Raw genomic sequence first — 19,453 nt, 5'->3', positions numbered from 1 at the left:
AAAAACAATTATAATCAACAAAATAATCAACAATACAGACTTACTTTAAAAAATCTTTAGAAGAGTAAAAAGATTTTTTGATATATTTATAACAAAAAACAAGATTTAAAAGAATATACCTGTGGAAAACTTTTTATCAATACATGTGGAAACAACGCTTGACAGGTCTGATAACCCCTTTTTCAGTAGACTTTAACACAGGCGTAGATTATCGGCACTCAAAGATAAATATACATAATTTCAATATGTTAGATTGAAAAAAAATTTGTGTATAGAAGATATTTTTTTTTGAACTGTAATGCATTTTCAAATTTGTATAAAAACACACAACAGAGTAGAAGAACAACATGCAAAAAAGATGGCAAGAAATATTACAAGTGCTTGAGCATTGTTTAGACCCCGGATTGTTTAATATTTGGGTGTCTAAGCTCGAGGGCGAAATTAATGATAATATTTTAACCATTAAGGCAAAAAACACCTTTGTTGTTAATGCGGTTAAAGAAAGGTTTGCGACTATTATTAAAGAAGTCGCCGACAATATTTTAGAACAAGATACCGTTTTACGTTTCGCGGTTTTAAATGCTTGCGATCTAAGCCTTTCATCTTCCCCACCAAACAGCAAAGACGAAGCAGGAACAAACTCTCTTATGCCCTTGCCTGTTCCAAGCTCTTATAAACTCCCCTCCCAAACGCCTAAAACAGACTATGTTGAGGTTTTGTCTTCTTTTGAAAATTGTAACCCACAAACAATATCACCACTCACACAGGGCACACAACCCACAAAAACCGAACTATCAGCCGAAAAAATCACACAACTCGGCCTACCTGTTACTTACCAAGGTTTAGACTATAAAAGAACGTCTAAAAATAACTTTTCTTGGCGTTATTCCTTTGATAGTTTTGTGGTTGGAGCTTCCAACGAATTTGCTTATGCTGCCTCAAAAAGCCTTTGTACAAATAATTGTTTTGCAAATATTTTATTTTTAAATTCTGCACCCGGGCTTGGAAAAACCCATTTAACCCAAGCATCAGGACAGCTTCTTGAAAATTCGGCAAACAAACAAAAGCTTAATACTGCCTATTTAACAGCAGAAGAGTTTTGTTCTCAATTTGTCGCAACGTTAAAGAATCATTCCACTAGCAGCTTTAAAGAAAAATTTAGAGAGCTCGATATTTTATTGCTTGAAGATGTTCACTTTTTACAAGGAAAACAAAAAATACAAGACGAGTTGCTTGCCTCTCTTAAAGCAATAACCGAACGAGGTGGGCGTGTTGTTTTATCAAGTTCTTTTTCTCCAAAAGAGCTACACGACATTGACGACCAACTTATTTCACGCTTTTCATCAGGTATTATCGCCAATATCGAACGTCCCAACTTGCAAACCAGAGTTAAAATTATTCAAGAAAAATCTAAATTACATCAAGTTGTTTTACCCGAACAAGTTACCGAACTTCTCGCCTCACACATTCAAAGCGACATAAGAAAAATCGAAGGTTGTATTCAAAATCTGGTGTTAAAAGCCAAATTGCTTAATGCTCCCGTCGACTTAAATATGGCAATGGATATTTTAAAAAATTATATTAATTCAGAAGTAAAGCTCAGTTTTAATGAGATTTTAGAAAAAATATGCCAGGGGCTACAACTCACTCCTGAACAAATTTCATCTAAGAGCCGTAAAAGAGAATATGTATTCGCCCGTAATACAGCTTATTTTCTCGCTCGCAAATATACAGACCTTTCCCTCCAACAGATTGGTGAACGCTTCAACAGAAAACATTCAAGCGTTATCAAAGGAATCACCTCATTAGAAGAAGAAATGAACAGAAAAACCCAACTCGGAATGCAGCTTAAACGCACTATATCTCTTATTGAACAAAACAGCATGAGCTATAATTAGAGTCTATTATACATAAACTCTAAACGCCTTCGACTTAAAAGACAGTCAGGCAAACTTATCTCTTAAATTAATTAGAGTCATGCAAAGCTATAAGTGGCTTTATCTGAAAAAACATTCAAGCAAACGTAGCTAAAATTAATACTGATATAGTTTTTCAATAATATCATTATAAACAAAAAAAGCCCCTTAAAAATTAAGAGGCTTTTTTTTATTAGTAGAAAAAATAATTATGCTTTTTTCATTTCATGAATAATATTCTGAATTGTATTGGCTTGTTGTGCAACTTCATTAACAGCGATATGCGACTGTTCCATGGAATGAGACAATTCGTCGGCAAGAGTATTAATGAATTCCATACCTGTGGTTATTTCAGAGCTGGCGGCAGACTCTTCTTCACTGGCGATTGCAATTGAATGCACCTGATCTGCGGCTGTTCCAACCAATTCTACAATTTCATTTAAAGCAGCACCGGAATGTCCGGCAAGCTCTGTGGTTTCTATTACTGTTTTTACAGAGGTATCAACGCTATTGCGACTGCGTTGAGTTCCGTTTTGAATGCCGTTAATCGCATTACCTACTTGCTCTGTTGCCTGCATGGTTTTTTCAGCCAGCTTACGCACTTCGTCGGCAACAACGGCAAAACCACGCCCGGCCTCTCCGGCTCTGGCGGCTTCTATTGCGGCGTTTAGCGCCAACAAGTTAGTCTGATCGGCAATATCCGAAATTACATTCATGATTTGACCAATATCATCAGCCTGTTTTGACAAACTGCTCATTTCTTCTTTCAAAGTATCTGACTGCGTTTTGATAATCCCTATTGCACCAACAACTTTATTAACAATAGTCGAACCTTCTATGGCTTTACTTCTAGTTGCCAAGGACAACTCGGAAGTGTTTGCGGCTTTACGAGCAACGTCCATAATTGTAGCGTTCATTTTTTCCATTGCCACAACAGATTCACTAACGCGTTGTTTTTGAACACCTGCACCACGGTTGGCTTCATCAACATTAATACTGAGTTGAGTTGAAGCCGAAGTCATACGCCCTACAACCTCTTCTAGCTGTCCTGCTGCGTGTAACATTCCCTCACGTTTAGCATTTTCTGCCATACGCTTTGCTTCTTCTGCTTCTTTTGCTGCTTGTTTAGCAAGTTCTGATTCCTGCCCTGCCCGTATTTTTGCATCTTCTGCTTCTAATATTTTGGCTTTCAAGTTGTCGGTCATACGATTTATGGCATTATAAACACCAAAAGTAATCGTCTTATCAAATTTTGTATCTAAAGCACCACCGGCTATTTTATCAGCTAAAATCCCAATGTCATTAGGCTCTGCACCAAGTTGTTTCATAATATTTTTAGAAATCAACCAACCAAAAAACAACCCTACCAAAATAGAAATTACTGTAGCAGAAATAACGGTAATTTGTGCAAAATCAAATAATCTTCCTGCTTCCTCAGAACCGTTTCTAATTACATCAACTTTAACCTTAGATAAAGACTCTAAAGCTTTTTGCAATGAATTTAACTTATCTTTTACAATTCCTGTTGACAAAGCACGAGCCTGAATAAAAATATCTTCATGTCCACCTTCTAATACACCAAGTTCAACAACTTTTTTATGTTCCGTAAGCCAATTATCGACCAATGTGCGTAATTCCGTCATACTGTTAACGCCGGCAGAAGTATAATAAAATTTATCCATCAAACTTAAATTATTGGATAATTGAGTATAAAGAGAACGTAATTCCTCCAAGTATACTTTTATTTTTTCTTGATCTTGCTCCAATACTATATTTTTCTCTAAACGAGTAATGTCCATTATAGACATTAAAGTGCTATCCGTTGCCATCATACCCGGAAGTTCTGTATCTACGACTTTGTTGGTTATCGCATCTACACGGTATAAGCCGGATAAAGCAATAAAGCTTATTGCTGACATACCTATTGTCATAACAATAACAACGATCATAATCTTAAACATTGTACTCAAGTTAGAGAACATAAAAGCAAGCTCCTTGATATAAATAATAATATTAAAATATAACCACCACAAATAAAATATAGGCGAATTTTACATTAAAATCAAATATTTTATACAAAGGCTGATACAAAACTATTATCTATATAAAGTTATTTAAGTTAGCTAAAACAAAACTCAACGGAAAAATCGCCATATTCGGTATTAAAAGGAATAGCAATCACCCTTCCGCTTTCTATAATATGCGGAATTTCAAGACCCGGTTCAAAATAGGTTGTCGGTGTAGAACCGCTCATTGTTATTCCCTGTTCCGAAAGTTTCGCTCTTGCTCGACCTGAAATCATATTAGTAACTTCGCCAACCGCATCTTCAGCGTCTTGGATAATATCTTCAACATCATCACCCAGCAAACCCCGAACTAACGCTAACGCACAGGGAAGCTCAAACGATACGGCGATACTTCCGCTTTTGTCTCCTGATAGTGTAATAAACCCGGTAACATCTCCCGTTGCCTGTTTGTCTTTTTTTACAAACGGAGTACCTACTTTTGGTTTAATTCCCGCCATAGTCGACAAAATAACAACAACGGCATCAATAAAAGGTTTTGCTATATTAAGATCTGAACTCACTTTATCCTCTCAATAAAAGTATATAAGCATATCTATCATTTTAAATCAAAGTCTGTTTCAGGTAAAGATAAAAAACTAGACAATAAGATTTATATCTGAATCCAAAAAACATTCTCCGGCGGCAATAAATTTAACTTCTCCGCCTAACCAAGCCTTTAAACCTGTCTCAACAGACAAAAATATTTTTAAAACAGAAAAACTTGGTTGTATTATATTAAAATTTAAGCCTGAGTCTATATTTTTTTGCAAATTATAATAATGATATAACGCCAAGGCTAAAGAACCAGACGCACAAGCGGTTTCAAGATGTGCCGTATTCATGGTTTTTACCCAAATCACCGGCGTAATTTCACAATTTTCAATGTTTAAATCAGCCCAAATTACTCCAACCGCCGTATAATCATTCAAATTAAATCGAGCTCTCAACTTTTCGGCTTCTTGAATAAGGTCAATTTCTTGCCCTTTTGCATCATATTTTTTATAAATCTCTTGGTCTAAAATAAGATGGACTATCCCATTAAGCTCAATTAAAAATGCACCCTTATCTAAATACTTAACTCCATTTTTGAAAACAGGAGCCTCACTTAAATCAAGACAAATAAATACTTCCGAGGTATATAACGAAGGCTCGTTTTTATCTAAAAAAATCTTAACTTCAATCGCTGTATCAATACCCGAACTTAAAAGAGTTCCGCTCAAAGAATCGAATCTATCAGCGTAAGAAGACAAAAAATCAATTGTTGTACTATCAGGCTTAAGTTTATGTTTTAACGCAAGTAAAGCCCCAAAAGTACGGCAAGCATTTCCACAAAACTCACCACCCATCATTTCAATTTTTGGCTCAACCCCATTACCGCCGAAACTAATAAAACCAACTTGTTCAGCACAAAGCCTATCAGCTTTCATTAACTCATCAGCAATCATTACACGTTCTTTATCGCTAAACCCCTGATCTTCGATTAAAATCGTAGAGTTTCCACCCGGTAAAAATTTATAAAATTTTAATATACGCATTTAAAAAAGCCCCTTAAATAGTGCGCTATTTGTGCTTAAATAACGTAAAAAAGCTAAAGTTCCAACCCCGGTTAAAACAGGAGCAAAAAAACCGCCACGAAAACGGGCTATTAAAAAACTCGGTATCGCCGCCAAAATAAAAGGATTTTGAAAGCTCAAAAACAAAGTGCTTGTATCAGCTTTATTCATAATTAAATCAGGCACAAGCATAGCCGTTAAAACCGCAGCAGGCACACACTTAAGCCAGCGTTCAATAAAAGGATTAAGCCTTTTACCGGATAAAAGTAAAAGAGGGGTTGCCCTTGAAAAATATGTTACGGCTGCCATGCCTAAAATTAATATGGCGTGATCGAGGCTAAACATTATTGATCCTTTTCATCAATTATAAAAAAATTATATTTACATAAAAAAAGATTAGAAGCTCTAAAAATCATTGGTCTTTTTGATCAGTTGGCAAAAAAGAACCTATAGTCGCCGCCAAAATAGTTGCTATCATTATATTCCACTGTTTTTCGCCCGCCATCAACAATAAAACAGACAGAAGACCGGCTAAACAAGCGACAATACAAAAGGTTTTGTTTTTCAATAAAGGAACAACCAAAGCAATAAACATACCCGTTATTGCAAAATCAAAACCATATTGTTTCACATCGCCCAACACATCGCCAAACAAAGCCCCTAAAAAACCACCACCAAACCAAGCGAAATGAGAAAACATATTTAAAGAAATTGTTTCAACGATATTAGGGCTAAAATCAACATCTTTACCCTTTTCTTGACCACAATAAGCAATATTGACCGCAAAAGTTTCATCGGTCATTTCATAGGCAAATAAACATTGATAAAAACGAGACCATTTGGATAAATATGGAGCAATCGCGGCTGACATCAATAAATGTCTAAGATTAATAATAAAAGTAGTAAAAATAATACTAGCAATACTCGCACCGCCGGCCAAAAGCCCTATTCCTATAAACTGACCTGAACCTGCAAAAACCAAAACCCCCATAGCCAAAGCTTCCAAAGGGGTTAGTCCTGCTTGCGAAGCTAAAACACCAAAAGCAAAAGAAACGGGGAAATAGCTTAATACAATAGGAATAGCCCTTTTCATGCCACTACTTACTTCTAAATAAAAAGATTTTTGCGATTTTTGTTGAGAGTTAGCTTCTATCATATTATTAAAATTAGACCTTTCAACAGCCTAAGGTTTATAAAGTTAAAAAGTGAAATATTTAAAACAAAGCTCTATTTACTCTGCCAAAAGCTTAAAAGCAACCCTTACTTTATCTATCCACATCTGGGCGATTTTATCATTATCAACCAAAGCGGTTAAATCAACTTTAACGCTAATTCCCGCTTTTTCCAAACGGCTTTTCCAAGAATGATTGTTCTCACCCACCATATCCTCTAAAACATGCCGACCCACTATAGATAAAAGAGGAATAAGCCAGACATGAATGGTTTCATTAGGATATTGCTTTTGCACTTTCGCCAAACAATTCAAAAGCTCGGGCAAAATCGTTTCAAGCTTGATTTTACCGTCTAAAGTGGCAACAAACCCCAAACTATCTGAGTTTTTTATTGCCTTTGACAAAGCGGCATAAGCTAGATCAGAAGTATCGGGGCTACCGTGTCCCATCCAAATAACCGGCTCATAAGCTTTTCGCTCCGAAGGAAGTTCCCCAATTAAAGCCGAGGAAATTTTCTCTAAATCAACAATAAATTCATTATAATATCTATCTATAACGCTTTGGGAATTTGGAGAACTTTGGGTATCTTGATAATCGCTTACTTGATTTGTATGAACCATAGATATTTTTTGTAAAGGCAAAAGCGAAGAACCTAATTGAATTTTAAATGTTGCCTTGCCTTCTTTTACTTTGCTTGTAAAAAGTTCAACGATTTTAATGAGTTCATTATATTCCACACCGGAAAGTGTATACATCGGTTGAATAACCGTTTGATTATAACCTTTATCATAAATTCGCTGTAAATTTTCTTCTATGGAATAAACCTCTCTACCTTCTTGTTTTAAAAGCTGTCTTACTCTATCAGAAGTAAACGCCAAAAAAACATCGGCATCAACAAACGCTACTTGCACTTTTTCACAAAAACGCCTTAAAGTTTCTTGAGCCTCAAGAGCGGTTGAACCCACAACAATAATTAATATCGCTTTTTTCACTGTATTCTGTACTCACTGTGCGAATTATTCAATAACTCTTTCAAATATTCTTCATCAAGGTCAGACCTTGTTTCATCTGTTGAAACCATATTACCTTGGGTTTGTTTTAACCAATGCTCCCAGTGTAAATTTTCCAAAATAGCTTTATTTAACTCCAAAAGTCCAAAACTATTCAATGCGGAAATAAACACTGCCTTGGGATATTGATTTTTCAAAATCCCCAACGTTTCTTCGTCTAATTTATCACATTTATTAAACACCAATAAAGAGTTTTTATCGTTTAATTCCATCTCTGCCAAGATTTTTTCTACTGATTTCATCTGCATTTCATATTCAGGGTGAGAGGTGTCAACCACATGAATCAACAAGTCGGAACTTTCAAGCTCTTCTAAGGTCGCTTGAAAAGCTTCTTTAAGTTCTTTCGGCAAAGAACGAATAAACCCAACCGTATCAGATAAAATCAACTCACGTTCATGCGGAAAACGCAAACGTCTTGTCGTTGGGTCAAGAGTAGCGAAAAGCTTGTTTTCCGCCAAAACATCAGAGCGAGTTAACACATTTAATAAGGTTGATTTACCTGCATTAGTATAACCGACCAAAGAAACAACGGGAATCAACCCTTTTGAGCGTCTGTCTCTGGCTAAGGCTCTTTGGTTGCGTAACTGTTTTAAATCAGTATTGACTTTGCTTATACGTTCACGGATACGCCTGCGGTCTGTTTCAAGTTGAGTTTCTCCCGGTCCCTTTCCGCCTATTCCGCCGGCTAACCTGTCAAAAGATTTATTCCCACCGGTTAAACGAGGTAGAGTATATTTAAGTTGTGCCAATTCTACTTGTAATTTTCCGGCTTTTGAACTCGCTCTTTGAGCAAATATACTTAAAATCAATTGAGTTCTGTCTAAAATTTTGCGTTCGCTAAGGTTCGCCAAGTTACGCTGTTGAGTTGCTGTTAATTCCGAATCAAAAATAATTAAAGATGCGTGCGTTCTCAATGCAAGCACCTCAAGTTCCATCAGCTTTCCCTTACCCATAATAAATTTAGGGTTTACAACAGGCACTCTTTGGGTCAAAGTTCCGACCACAACAACGCCTGCTGTTTTTGCAAGTTCTTCAAGCTCGGCTAAAGACGAAGCCTGTTCGTCTCTGGTTTGATTGGAAACGGAAACCAAAACCGCTCGCCCCATATTTTTAGAACCAACTACAGCATCTTTTGTATTCGCCTGTAGAGATTGGGCTTCCGTATAAACTCGGCTGAGTTCATTTTCCAAAGCTAAAACTTGTTCCGTATGATTTACCGAAGCTTTTTCCCAATGTTCTGCCGGGTGAACTTGATAAAGTTCTTGATTTTCCTTAACAACAGGCGAAAGGTGTGCTTGTTGATGCAATAATGGTTCGCCCCACTCCGAAACGCTTAAGACAGAAAAGCTGTCTAAGCGAGAAGTGAGCATATCCATTAAGTCTTCTTGATCAAGCAAAGTATCGTTTAAATGTGTATGTAATAAACGCAAACCACGCAAACGCCCGCTTGCCCCTCTGGCACGAGGTAATTCGGGAATAACGATACGACCGGGTTCGCCGACGATAAGTAATTCTATACGTCCTTGACGGTCTATTAACAAGGCAATTTGTCGCCCGATTAAACGAGATAAAGCCGCAAGCTCCCTTGCTTGTTCCAAGCGATAAGGGGCATCAGCAGGATAACGCCTTGTATAAAGGCGATTTAAGGCTTTAATTTCACTAGGTTTTAAGCCGTTAAGATTTCCTTCTATTTTAGAAATAGTAGCCTCCTCAAAAATTAAATAGTTATGTTTTTAAACAATGAAAAAATACACAAAACGAGATTTTGCAATGGTCTTAATTTGTTTATATAAAAAACACAAAAATAAAACAATTATTATATAAACAGTGTTTTCAATTCGCCCTTCATCTCATCTAAAAGCTTTTCTAAATCCGGCACAAGTTTTGTGTTTACTTGTTCCGTTTTAACATTTTCCGATTTTGCCAATGTGTTTACATGCTCTGTTTTTTGTTTTTTGCCGCCAAACTGTTGACCTTTTACAACCTGAGAATTTACTTGCTTATTCGCTGTTTTATTTGGCAAAAGATAAGGAGCCGGGGCTTTAACCAAAGGAGCCAAACTTTCTTTGCCAAAAGCAATTTCAAGAGTATTTGGTGGCAACAATCTGGCAGTTCTTGGTCGTTTGGCAAGCCAAGGCAACAAAGTTTCAGGCTTTAAATAAGACGCTTGTTTTTCCGATCCTTGAGCTTCCGCATTCCAAGTCAAACGCACTTTATCAGGATAAATATCTGCTTTATTTACTAAATTTTCCTGCAAGAAACGTTTGAAATATAAAATTGCCACAAAGTTTTTCAGCTCTAAAGGAAGCACGCCAAAACGGTCTTGTACCTCATATAAAATTTCTTGCATTTCATTTTCATTTTGAGCAGAACTTAGTTTTTTATAATAACTTAAACGTTCACTCGCATCAGCGATATAGTTTTCGGGAATATGAGCCGGAACACTTAAGTTAAGTTCGGTTTCTTGCTCTTCTCTTAAAGGTTGACCTCTAAGTTTTGCCACGGCTTCTTCCAAAAGTTCAAGGAATAAGTCAATACCAAGCCTGGTCATGTGTCCTGACTGTGATTCGCCCAAAATATTGCCTGCTCCACGCAAACGCAAATCTTCCATAGCCACCTGAAAACCCGCACCAAGATAATCCATTTCCAAAATAACTTTCATGCGTTCTCTGGTAACCTGTGGCAAAGTATCAATATCAGGCACAACAAAAACCGCATAAGCCTGACGATCAGAGCGTCCGACTCTTCCACGTAGTTGATATAATTGACCTAACCCAAACAATTGAGCTTGATCCACAATCAAAGTGTTTGCCCTCGGAAAATCCAAACCTGATTCAACAATCGCCGTACAAACCAAAACATCTAATTCGGCATGCCAAAATTTATGCATGGTTTCTTCCAATACTTTTTCATGCATTTGACCGTGTGCCATAGCAACTCTGGCACTTGGCACAAGTTTTTTCACAAAATCACAAACTCGCTCTAAACCTTGAATACGATTATGCACCCAAAAAACTTGCCCACCACGTTCAAGCTCTCTTTCTAAAATTTTTCGTAAAGTTGTTTCATCTCGCTCGATTAAAGCAGTCGCAACGGGTTTACGCTCAGGCGGTGCGGTTTCAATAACCGAAAGTTCTCTAACTCCTGACATAGATAATTGCAAGGTACGGGGTATCGGAGTTGCGGTTAAAGTTAAAGCATCAACATTTTTTTTCATTTGTTTCATTTTTTCTTTGTGCCTAACCCCAAACTTTTGTTCCTCATCTAAAATAAGTAAACCAAGTTTAGGTAAAACAACATCTTGAGACAACAAACGATGGGTTCCGACAAGAATGTCAACTTGCCCCTTACTCGCTTGTTCCAAAACTTCTTTTTGTTTCTGTTTAGTTACAAAACGAGACAACAAACCGATATTGAGAGGAAACGCCGCTAATCTTGCCCGAAAAGTTTGATAATGTTGTTCCGCAAGTATCGTTGTGGGGCAAAGCATGGCGACTTGTCTACCTGCACACGCCGCCCTAAAAGCCGCCCTCAAAGCAACCTCGGTTTTTCCAAACCCAACATCACCGCAAACCAAACGATCCATCGGTTCGTCTTTATCCATATCATCTAAAACTTCATTAATCGTACGAATTTGATCGGGGGTTTCTTCAAAACCAAAAGAAGCCTCAAACTCTCTAAAAAGCTCAGGCAAAGGACCATAGCGAAAACCTTTGGCAAGTTTACGATAAGCATACATTTCAACTAAATCTTGGGCGATAAGTTCAATAGCTTTTTTAGCCTTACTCTTACTTGTAAGCCAAGCTGTTCCGCCTAGCTTATCTAAGGCAACGCCGTCTTCTCCGCCCTTATATCTTTGAATTAAACTTAAACGGTCAACCGGTAAATAGACTTTGTCGTTACCCGCATAATAAAGCAGTAAATAATCATTGGAAGCCCCGCCTAAATCTAAACGGTGTAGACCGCCAAATCGAGAAATTCCATAATCTCTATGAACCAACAAATCGCCATCAGAAAGCCCCTCGTAACGATTTAAGCCTTTAAAAGCTCCTGTTGCCGAACGGGTTGTTGTGCGAGTTGTTTTAGGTTGTAAAACTTCTTCGCCAATAATTAACAGATCTGAATCCCAAGACAGTTCAGCCCCAAAACTAACGGGAGAAATAAGAGCAAACACGCCCCTTTCGTTTACATTCCAGCGTAAATGCGGAAAAATTCCGTCTTGTTCCGCCAACTTTAAAAATTTTTGCCTGCTTCTGTCTGAATAAAAAGAAAGCAAAACCCTTCTTTTATTTAAAGCCCATTTTTTTAAAGCCGTAATCAATTTTTGCCAAGGTCTATCCGTATCATCAACAGCAGCGGCACTATTTTTTTCTTCAAAGTTTTTGGCACTCAAAAAAAGTTCTTTAAAAGAACATATTTTACGTTCTTGAAGCTCAAGTCCACGTTTTTCAATGCCCATCAATAAATCTTCAAAAAAGACTTTTTGTTGTCTTTTTATTAATTCAAGAGCTTCTTCCGGACTACGCATCACAAGAGTTTTAGGTTGATGAATCCCTTCCGCTTGTTCTTGTTTTTCTAAAGTTAGGCTAAGATTGTTGGCGGCGTTTTCAAGTTCGGGCTTTAAACAGTTTTCTGAGGGCAAAAGATAAACAGTATGAGCGGGTAGCCAGTCTTCCAAGGTACTGGTCAGAGGGTTTAACATTCCCGCTAAAATATTGCCTGCTCCGTTTTGCAAAGATTTCTTTAAAGGATAAATATCGTCTTCATTAAGCCTTTTGTCTTTTAATAAAGCTTGCCAATAAGTTAAGGCTTGCTCTTCCGTATCTTTTCCGCAAACGACAGAACTTGGTAATAAAGTAATTTCCGCAATCTTCGCTAAAGAACGCTGATTCGAGGCTTCAAAAATACGAATATCTTCAAGCGTATCACCAAAAAATTCAAGACGTAACGGCTTTAAATATCCCGGACAATAAATATCTAAAATATCCCCTCTTAACGCCACTTCACCGGGACGATTTACCAAGGGAGTTCGGATATAACCCCATTCGACAGCTTGTTCCAAAATCAGTTCGGGTGCAAAATTTTCACCTTTTTTAATGCTTAATGAACGCTTGTCAAAAAAATCAAGAGGAATACTACGATATAACAAACTCGCCAAAGAACAAAGAATCACTCTTGGTCTGTTTGTCCATTTTAAAGCGTAAAATGCCGCCAAACGGTTTGTCCAAGCGGTTTTACTTTGTAAATTATTGGGATATTCAGGCAAGACAAGAATTTCTTCTTCCCAAAGAGAGCGTTCGATATTTTGATTATCAACAGAGTAATCAGGGTGAAAAAGAGTACAAAAAGCCTTTAACTCTGAAAGTTCTTCGGAGTTTTTAGTCAATAAAAGAACATTATTTCCCTTTTCCAATAGAGAAATAGCCATTCTGGCACGAGTCGCCAAACCCGAACGTGATATAAAAATTGCGTTTTTTTCCGTTTCGCCTTTAACAGAATTTGGCTTTTGATTCGCTTGGCTAAGAACAGAAAGCAGTTCAAGATATTGAGAAGCGGGTTCTTTGGTTTTAAAATCCATGTTTTACCTTATAAAAATTCAACTAAACAAATATTCTTTAACTATAAATATTCTTTAACTATAAATATTCTTTAACTATAAATATTTTATAAAAATTAGTATAAAAAAGAAAAAGTCAAATAAACTTTCAAAGAAGGTCGTTTTTAAATACTTTTTTTGTACAAACGTTTTAATTCTATTTTTAACCTGAGCCAAAACAAGGGGTTAAATAGAAAAAACTTTTCTTTAAAAGCTTCCGTAAAAGCTCTTTTTGCCTGATTACGTCTACCTAGTTTAAAGGCGGCAACCGCCACTCTAAACAACGCAAACTGTCGCACATTTGCATCAATATTCGGCAATTTCAACATAAGTTTATGTAAACGCAATTCGTCTAACAAGCGTAATTCTTGATATTCTTTTGAACGTGTTGCTTGGGCTTTGTGCAATCTGATTGCCGCATAATTATGAGCTAAACTCGCAACCTGATAATTATTTGTAATAAGCTTTAGCCATAATGCCAAATCTTGAGCATATTTGAAATCTTCGGGATACCCACCAACAAGCTTAACCGCCTCTGTTCTAAACATGCAGGCCGCATGGGCAAATTGGTTAAAAAGCGGAAGGCGACTACATAAATCTTTATGATTAACGGGGTAAGTTTCAAAACCGATAACTCTTCCTTCGGTATCAATATATTCTATGTTTGAGCCAAGTAATACAATATTTTGATTTTCTTCCAAAAAGTTTAATTGATTGACAAAACGCCCGTCAAGAGCAAGGTCATCTGCATCAATAATTGCGGTATATTCGGTAAAAATTAATTCTAAACCTTGGTTCAAGGCTTGAGTGCGGTCTTTTTGAACTTTATTGTGAATTATCTTTACTCTCGGGTCGTTTATTTGTTTCAAATATTCTGCCGTACCATCTGTGCTGGCATTATTAATAATTAACAAGTTGAATTTTAAAGAATTATCTTCTTTCAACTCAGACGAAACATGAGAACCAGACGAGTTATCATTCTGGTTTAACACACTTTTTACAGTATCAGGCAAATAAGGCATTCCATTATATACAGTCAACAAAACAGTTAATTTATTTTCTAAAGACATGCTTGCTCCAAAAGCTAAACTATAGTAAATTAAAAGAAATCATATTCACTCATTAAAAACAAACCCAAATATATAATATATGTATTTTAACACAAGGTAAATGTATGGCTCTTAACTTTATAGATTTACATACTCATTCCAACTGTTCAGACGGTAGCGACTCTCCGAGCGAACTGATAAAAAAAGCTAAAAAATCAAAGTTATCGGCGATCGCCCTTACCGATCATGATACAATCGCAGGAATTCCCGAAGCAAAGACCAAAAGTCAAGAACTAAACATAGAATTTATTCCGGGCTGTGAACTCGCAACAGAATGGGAGTTTGGCGAAATACATATTTTGGGTTTGTGGGTGAAACACGACGACAAAAACCTCATTAACGAATTAAAAGAACTTCAAAATGCAAGGTATCAAAGAAATATACAAATTATAAAAAAGTTGCAAAGTTTAAATATAAAAATTGAATATGATTACGTTAAAGAAATCTGTAACAAAGACAAGCTTCAGGGAATAAACGAATCAAGCCTCGGAAGACCACATATCGCTCACGCTTTAATAGAACTTAAAGAAGTGGAAAACAATAAAGAGGCTTTCACAAAATATTTGGCAAAAAATGCTCCGGCTTATGTAAGTCGGCGTTTATTTCCCCTTAAAAAAACTATTGAAATATTAAAAAATGCCGGCGGAACCGTTGTCTGGGCCCACCCAATGTTGACTTCTGCCCCAAACGAACTAATTGAACAAAAAGTTAAAGAGATGACAAATTATGGTTTAGACGCTTTGGAAGTATATCACAGCGAACATTCAAGCGAAGGAACCAGATTTTGCGTTGAGCTTGCCAAAAACTATAACCTTGATATCAGCGGCGGCTCTGATTATCACGGCGAATTAAAACCCGGGGTAAAACTAGGGTCAGGACGTGGCGGGCTTAGAGTTGCCGAGTTTGTTTTGGAAAAACTAAAAGAACGCCGAAAAAGACAAGGCTTAATGATATAAAAAAACAAGATATTAGATTAAAAAATTAAAAAAGTTATATTTTTATTTGAAACACTCTTTCAAAAACTGTTGCATATTTAGACAAAAGATAGTACCCTCAGGTGTTATATGTGAATTTTATACAAAAAATTAACACTTGCAAACACAATATTTTTGCAGTATAATGTTTATTCCGTTATACGGAAATTTATTGTTTATAGGTGGAGGATCGGGAAATAATGGCAACAAACAACGAAATGGATCAAACTTTTGACGGTGATTTCAATTTTGAGAGTGCTCTTGAAAACTATTTAAACCCTGACTTTGGCGAACTAGAAGACGGGAATATAGTTAAAGGCATCATTGTTAGAATTGACAATGACAATGTATTGGTAGACGTAAACTTCAAGTCAGAAGGGCAAATACCTAAATCAGAGTTTAACGATATTAACGGAGACTGTAACCACAATGTGGGCGATTCCGTTGATGTGTATGTAGTGCGTAAAAACGAAAACGAAGGCACTATTACCCTCTCCTATGAAAAAGCCAAGCGTATGCAGTTATTCGACAAACTTGAAGATGTTCAAGAAAAGAATACTATCTGCAAAGGACGCATTCAACGTCGCATTAAAGGTGGTTATACCGTTGACCTCGGCGGAATCGAAGCTTTCTTGCCGGGTTCTCATGTTGATTTACGCCCTGTGCCTGATATGGACGCTTTGGTTAATCAAGAATATGAGTTTAGAGTATTAAAAATTAATCGTCGCAGAAGCAACGTTATTGTTTCTCGCCGTGTATTATTAGAAGAAGAACGCGATTCTAAACGCCATGATTTATTGCTAAATATTGACGAACACCAAGTTGTGGTCGGAAGAGTTAAAAACATTACCGAATACGGTGTATTCGTTGATCTTGGCGGTCTTGACGGTCTTTTACATATTACTGATATGTCTTGGAAGAGAATTCGCCACCCTAAAGAATTGGTCAGCATGGGACAAGAGCTTGAACTTAAAGTTTTATCTTTTGACCGTGAGAACCACAAAGTATCTTTAGGTCTTAAACAGCTTATCTCTGATCCTTGGCAAGATATAACCATAAGATTCCCTGCGGAAACTCGCTTTAAAGGAAAAGTAACCAATCTTGTTGATTACGGTGCTTTTGTTGAGCTTGAGCCGGGCGTTGAAGGGCTTGTACATATTTCTGAAATGTCTTGGACAAGAAAATTACGCCACCCTTCTCAAATGCTTAAAGTAGGCGACGAAGTAGAAGTTGTGATCTTAGGCGTAGACCAAGATAAAAAACGTATTTCTCTCGGAATGAAACAAGTTAAACCAAACCCTTGGGAACTTGTTGCTGAAAAATTCCCCGAAGGTACTATCATTGAAGGTGTTATTAAAAACATCACTGAATTTGGTGTATTTATCGGCATAGAAGACGGAATAGACGGTCTTATCCACGTCTCTGATATTTCATGGACAAAGAAAATCCGCCACCCTAACGAAGTTTATCAAGTCGGTAACACCATTCAAGCAAAAGTTATTACCGTTGATCAAGAAAATGAAAAGTTCACTCTCGGTATCAAACAACTTACGGAAGACCCTTGGGCAACCGTACCGTCCAGCTACCCTGTTGGAACTTTAGTTAACGGCGTTGTTACCAATATTACTGATTTTGGTCTTTTTGTTGAAGTAGAAGAAGGAATTGAGGGCTTGGTTCACGTTTCTGAAATCAGTTCCAAAAAAATCAAATCTCCTTCTGAGCTTTTCAAAGAAGGCGTAACAATTCAAGCAAAAGTTATTCATGTTTCTGCTGAAGAGCGTCGTCTTGGTCTTTCTATTAAACAAATTAAAGAAGACGAAGAACGCAAAAAACCAAATAAAGAATTACCTAATACAACAAGCGAAGCTTCCGGACAAAACTTAGGTGATCTACTTAAGCAAAAAATGGAAGAAGACGCAGAATAATTAGTGAGTTTAAATTAATTCGTTAATTCGTTAAATCGTAAATAATAGAAAAGGTGAGTATTTTTACTCACCTTTTTTTATTTCTGGTTAAAAAGAATAATAACACAACTATTTTTTCGACTAATACACAATAAAAAACCAACATGATAAAACCTTAAAAGTTTAACTACGTTGGTTATATAAAAATAAAAAATAAATTGATTACACTATTATCTTTTATTTGTTTATTTTATTTGTTTTTATAAGTAAACAAACAGCAAAATATCATGTTCAAAAAAGCTTTGGCAAATACACTTAGAAATATCAAAATGATTTATCTATTCGCTTTACTTCATCGCCTCGGAAAAAAGTTCGACAGCTTGTTGTCTTAAAAGATACTTTTGGATTTTTCCACTGGCGGTTAATGGATAACTCTCAACAAAAACAATATATTTAGGAATTTTATAAGTGGCAATACGCCCTCTACAATAAGATCTCACTGCCTCTGCACTTAACTTCATACCTTCTTTGACAATAATAAACGCCCCTACTTCTTCGCCATATTTTTGGCTTAAAACTCCAACAACCTGAACATCTAGGACTTCCTGCATACCTAAAATAAATTCTTCGATTTCACGAGGATAGATGTTTTCTCCTCCACGAATAATCATATCTTTAATACGCCCGTTAACAACAATATAACCTTCGTTGTCCATTACTCCAAGGTCGCCGCTGTGCAACCACCCATCATCGGTAATTGCCGCTTTTGTCGCATCAGGCATATGATAATAGCCCTTCATTATATTATAACCCCGACACATAATCTCGCCTTGAGTTCCACGTGGCAATTCTTCGCAAGTTTCAGGGTCGGCAATTTTTACTTCCATTCCCGGCATACACCGCCCAACCGTCGAAACACGTCTTAAAAATGCTTCATCGGCATGAGTTTGTGCCATTACCGGCGAAGACTCAGTTAAACCGTAACAAATTGTTATTTCACTCATATTCATAAGTTCTATAACTTTACGCATTAAAGGTTCGGGACAAACAGAACCCGCCATAATACCAGTACGCAATGATGAAAAGTTGGTTTTCTTAAAATCTCTGTGTTCGATTATGGAAATAAACATGGTCGGAACACCGTAAAGAGCAGTACAAGCCTCTTGTTCCACAGCCGCCATCACAAAACCGGGGTTAAATGATTCTAAAACAACCATCTTTGCCCCGTGATTAACACACGCCAAAACCCCCAAAACACAACCAAAACAGTGAAATAAAGGAACGGGAATACAAACAACATCATTAGCACTCAAACGCTGATGATACCCAATCCAATAACCGTTATTCAAAATATTTATATGCGTAAGCATAACCCCTTTGGGAAAGCCGGTTGTTCCTGAGGTATATTGCATATTAACAACATCATAAGGGCTTAAGCTGTCTTGACGTTCTTGATATTCCTCATCGGAAATCATGCAAGAAAGCCCCATAATTTCAGGCACGGAATACATACCTTTATGTTTTTCCGCCCCTAAAAACATGATTCTTTTTAAATGCGGAAAGTAAGGACAACGCAAATTTTCACGCGGGTGAACCCCAAGTTCAGGCACTATTTTATAAATCGTCTCTAAGTAACTATGATCTTTAAAATTACTGATAATAAAAAGATTTTCACAGTCTGATTGGGTCAAAATATAACGCAATTCACTTTCACGACAATTAGTATTAATAGTTAACAATATTGCCCCGATTTTAGCCGTAGCAAACTGTAAAGTAATCCAATAAGGAACATTAGTCGCCCAAACCGCAACTTTTTCCCCTTTTTGCACACCAAGAGCCATTAACCCCTTAGCCAAATCATCAACAAGCACGTCAAACTGTTTCCATGTTTGGCGATAATCCCTGTCTGCATATACCAACGCTTCTTTGTTAGGATAACGAGAAACAGTTTCGTCCAAAAGTTGACCAAGCGTTTTTTCTCTTAATACAAAAGGTTCAATTTTCATAACTCAAAATCCTGTTTAAAGTACGTACAGATAATAACAACAATATCAATTGATTCAGTATCGTTATATTTTCATTAAACAAGTTAA

General features: G+C 36.7%; 13 protein-coding genes. 3 read left to right on the top strand and 10 right to left on the bottom strand.

Features of this window, described 5'->3' with window-relative positions:
• The first annotated feature begins 347 nt into the window (after positions 1-347).
• Positions 348-1,898 carry a chromosomal replication initiator protein DnaA gene (gene dnaA, locus BT999_RS00865; protein ID WP_072695527.1) on the top strand — a complete coding sequence of 517 codons (1,551 nt, stop codon included), beginning with the start codon at positions 348-350 and terminating at the stop codon, positions 1,896-1,898.
• Positions 1,899-2,125: 227 nt separating this feature from the next.
• On the opposite strand, the gene BT999_RS00860 is transcribed toward dnaA, so the two are convergent.
• The 9 genes from BT999_RS00860 to BT999_RS00820 form a co-directional block, all read right to left on the bottom strand.
• A complete protein-coding gene (locus tag BT999_RS00860; RefSeq protein WP_072695525.1) occupies positions 2,126-3,898 on the bottom strand; it encodes a methyl-accepting chemotaxis protein in 1,773 nt (590 codons plus the stop codon).
• A 137-nt stretch (positions 3,899-4,035) separates the two neighbouring features.
• A complete protein-coding gene (locus BT999_RS00855; protein ID WP_072695523.1) occupies positions 4,036-4,503 on the bottom strand; it encodes a chemotaxis protein CheX in 468 nt (155 codons plus the stop codon).
• A 75-nt stretch (positions 4,504-4,578) separates the two neighbouring features.
• Entirely contained in the window at positions 4,579-5,517 is a 939-nt protein-coding gene (locus BT999_RS00850; RefSeq protein ID WP_072695521.1) for a histidine racemase CntK family protein, read from the bottom strand.
• The gene (locus tag BT999_RS00845) at positions 5,518-5,880 is read right to left on the bottom strand and encodes an AzlD domain-containing protein (protein WP_072695519.1); all 363 of its coding nucleotides are present in this window, start codon (positions 5,878-5,880) and stop codon (positions 5,518-5,520) included. It lies immediately after the preceding gene.
• Between the two features lie 67 nt (positions 5,881-5,947).
• A complete protein-coding gene (locus BT999_RS00840; RefSeq protein ID WP_072695517.1) occupies positions 5,948-6,691 on the bottom strand; it encodes an AzlC family ABC transporter permease in 744 nt (247 codons plus the stop codon).
• Between the two features lie 75 nt (positions 6,692-6,766).
• Positions 6,767-7,699, bottom strand: coding sequence for a sirohydrochlorin cobaltochelatase (locus BT999_RS00835; protein ID WP_072695515.1), 933 nt, complete (start codon positions 7,697-7,699; stop codon positions 6,767-6,769).
• The gene (gene hflX / locus BT999_RS00830; RefSeq protein WP_072695513.1) at positions 7,696-9,375 is read right to left on the bottom strand and encodes a GTPase HflX; all 1,680 of its coding nucleotides are present in this window, start codon (positions 9,373-9,375) and stop codon (positions 7,696-7,698) included. The genes BT999_RS00835 and hflX overlap by 4 nt, the downstream gene beginning before the upstream one ends.
• A gap of 218 nt (positions 9,376-9,593) precedes the next feature.
• Positions 9,594-13,355: a transcription-repair coupling factor gene (gene mfd / locus BT999_RS00825; RefSeq protein ID WP_072695511.1), complete on the bottom strand. Its 3,762-nt coding sequence runs from the start codon at positions 13,353-13,355 to the stop codon at positions 9,594-9,596.
• Positions 13,356-13,498: 143 nt separating this feature from the next.
• The gene (locus tag BT999_RS00820) at positions 13,499-14,443 is read right to left on the bottom strand and encodes a glycosyltransferase family 2 protein (RefSeq protein WP_072695509.1); all 945 of its coding nucleotides are present in this window, start codon (positions 14,441-14,443) and stop codon (positions 13,499-13,501) included.
• Between the two features lie 104 nt (positions 14,444-14,547).
• Between BT999_RS00820 and BT999_RS00815 the strand changes: the two genes are divergently transcribed.
• Both BT999_RS00815 and BT999_RS00810 read left to right on the top strand, forming a co-directional pair.
• Positions 14,548-15,438, top strand: coding sequence for a PHP domain-containing protein (locus BT999_RS00815; protein ID WP_072695505.1), 891 nt, complete (start codon positions 14,548-14,550; stop codon positions 15,436-15,438).
• A gap of 218 nt (positions 15,439-15,656) precedes the next feature.
• Entirely contained in the window at positions 15,657-17,381 is a 1,725-nt protein-coding gene (locus BT999_RS00810) for a 30S ribosomal protein S1 (RefSeq protein ID WP_072695503.1), read from the top strand.
• Positions 17,382-17,707: 326 nt separating this feature from the next.
• On the opposite strand, the gene BT999_RS00805 is transcribed toward BT999_RS00810, so the two are convergent.
• Complete coding sequence (locus tag BT999_RS00805; protein WP_425429653.1) at positions 17,708-19,366, bottom strand: AMP-binding protein; 1,659 nt, start codon at positions 19,364-19,366, stop codon at positions 17,708-17,710.
• Positions 19,367-19,453 lie beyond the last annotated feature (87 nt).

Origin of the sequence: Desulfovibrio litoralis DSM 11393, from assembly GCF_900143255.1 — a bacterium.
GTDB lineage: Bacteria > Desulfobacterota > Desulfovibrionia > Desulfovibrionales > Desulfovibrionaceae > Frigididesulfovibrio_A > Frigididesulfovibrio_A litoralis.
This window is presented reverse-complemented; position numbering and strand designations above follow the sequence as displayed.